This is a genomic window from Neisseria sp. P0021.S007, assembly GCF_051956855.1.
Window position 1 is genome coordinate 1 of record NZ_JBQCXA010000022.1, and the last position, 2,120, is coordinate 2,120.

At 45.9% G+C, this 2,120-nt stretch carries 3 protein-coding genes; all 3 read left to right on the forward strand.

The genetic code is table 11. From position 1 onward, the window contains the following. Positions 1-169: hypothetical protein (locus tag ACTHUR_RS10660; RefSeq protein ID WP_440398562.1), on the forward strand; the 169-nt coding region annotated here is incomplete at its 5' end. A gap of 245 nt (positions 170-414) precedes the next feature. After that, entirely contained in the window at positions 415-1,923 is a 1,509-nt protein-coding gene (locus ACTHUR_RS10665) for an AIPR family protein (protein WP_225905462.1), read from the forward strand. 11 nt (positions 1,924-1,934) lie between these two features. Then, on the forward strand, positions 1,935-2,120 hold a 186-nt coding region (locus ACTHUR_RS10670; protein WP_440398561.1), incomplete at its 3' end, for a hypothetical protein.

Consider the following 2,120-nt stretch of genomic DNA (forward strand, 5'->3'; position numbering starts at 1 on the left):
AGCCGAGAAGCTGCAAAAAGCCTTGGACAAACTCAATGCCAAACTCTCCAAACCCGGCTATGTGGACAAAGCCCCCGCACATCTGGTGGAGAAGGATAAGGCGGAATTGGCTGAGTTGATGGATAAGATGGGGAAAGTGGAAGGGCAATTGGCGAAGTTGAGAGGGTGATTGGAAGGCAGCCTGAAAACGGTGGAGTGGTTTTCAGGCCGAAACACAGCTTTCATATTTTAAAAATTCAAAAATGTACGGAGACTATCATGGATATCGCTGCTTCTATTTTAGACCAACAGCTTTTAGGTATTCCGCAGGAAACCAAAGATGAAGTATGCCAAATTTTGAACATCAACCCAAATGACACGGACAAACTCAAATCCGCCCTGTTTACTTTTATCTGTATCAAAGACATTTTGGATTTGGATGAAGAAACAGCCTTGGATTGTCTGGTTGACGGAGGCGGAGATTTTGGAACGGATGCTGTTTATATAGATGAAGAAAACGATGGGGAATTTTCCGTTGTCCTTATCCAGTCAAAATACGCCAAGAGTTTGGACGGAAATAAAAATTTCCCACAAACCGGCATAGAAAAATTAATCAAGGCCGTTCAATATCTGTTTAATCCGGCTGCCGATTTGGGCGGCATCAATATGCGCTTGAAAGCCAAAGTCGAAGATATCCGCTCACGTATTCGGGACGGGCAGATACCGCAGATTCGGGTTATCGCCTGCAACAACGGGCTGAAATGGAACCGGGAAGCGCAAACCGATATTGACCGCGAATTTCAATCTGTATCCCAAGTGTCATGGGAGTATGCCAACCATGAAACCCTGCTGGCTATCCGTAGCCGCACAAAACCTGTCGATGCCGTATTGCGGCTGAAAGGCAAAGCAGTAATTGAAGATATGAATTTCAGCCGCGTCTGTATCGGGCGGATTCCTGTTAAAGAAATTGCCCAATTAATGAGACAGCATGGCGAAAAACTACTGGAAAGGAATATCCGCCGTTATCTCGGTTTGACAGGAAACCGCGTTAATCAGGATATCCAAAGAACCCTGCAACACGAGCCGGATAATTTCTATTTTTACAATAACGGGCTGACTTTGATATGCAGAAGTTTTTCCTATAATGCCTTGCAGACATCCGATTACCAGGTCAATGTTACGGATTTGCAGATTGTAAACGGCGGTCAGACATCCATGACCCTGATGAACGCAATAGCAGATTTTTCCGATATTTCGGACAATGCCAGCGTGTTGGTGCGCATCTACGAGCTGCCAAAAGAGCAAAACGATTTGGTTATGAAAATCACCCATGCCACCAACAGCCAAAATCCTGTGGATTTGAAGGATTTGAGAGCCAACGATCCCCAGCAGCAGCGTTTGGAGATATCGATTGCAGAGTTGGGTTACACCTACCGACGCAAGCGTAGCCAGGAAGCAGGAAAAAACGATATTACATCAGGCACGGTTGCCGAAGCGGTACTTTCGGTTGTCAAAGAAAAACCCCAGCAGGCGAAATTTTTCACCAAGGAGCATTTTGGTAAATTGTATGGCGAAATTTTCGATAATTTGAACGGGGCGCAGGCGGTATTGTCCGTATTGATTTACCGTATGGCAGAGAACAGAAGAAAACGCCCGCAGGAAAATGATCCCGACTTTGTCCGTTATGCTTCCTGTTTTATTGCCATGCAGATTGGCAGGAAACTTCTTGCAGATTCAGGATTGGCATCATTTGATTTGGTTAATCATCAAAATTTCGTTTCTTTGCAGGCACGGCTGGATGAAAAGGGCGAAGCTTACCTTCAAGCAGCAATACAGGACATCCGGCAGGCACTTGCTGCACTTTACAACGATAGCTCAGAAATTTCTTTACAACAACTTGCCGCCACGTTTAGACGTGGAGATTTAATTAATTACTTGAAGTAACCGACTAACCAATGGGGAGGCCGTCTGAATCCGTCTTTCAGACGGCCTCCCCATTTTCAGGCTGCCCTTCCCAAGTCAGCCTGAAACCTTTCCCCCGCCCCAAACCCATCCGCCGCCATTCCCGCCTGCGCGGGAATGACGGTGTTTGTTGCTTTTCAGACGGCCTTTTTCTTTTTTTTAATCCATCACATTCAATC